The following is a 213-nucleotide window of genomic DNA, read 5'->3' on the forward strand; positions in this document are numbered from 1 at the left end:
TTGTTTATGAGGTTGATCCTACAGGTAACGCTATCGTTGAACCCTATCTTTAATTTCTATTGGTTTCTTAATTTATGTTCTTGTGATATTAATTGGTTTATACGCGCTTGAACTTATACCTAAAAACAGCAACCGGATTAACCGGTCTATTCGGGTACAATGGTGGTGCTGTCGCAGCCAATGCCTTATTAGGTTACACTGTTGATCACTTTG

The 213-nt window shown here is 38.0% G+C and carries 1 pseudogene; it reads left to right on the top strand.

Annotated features, from left to right (window positions below):
- Positions 1–213 (top strand): annotated as a pseudogene (gene glpT / locus V6255_RS18855) (glycerol-3-phosphate transporter); the annotation flags it as partial.

Source organism: Psychromonas arctica, from assembly GCF_038155225.1.
GTDB classification, from domain to species: Bacteria; Pseudomonadota; Gammaproteobacteria; order Enterobacterales; family Psychromonadaceae; genus Psychromonas; species Psychromonas arctica_B.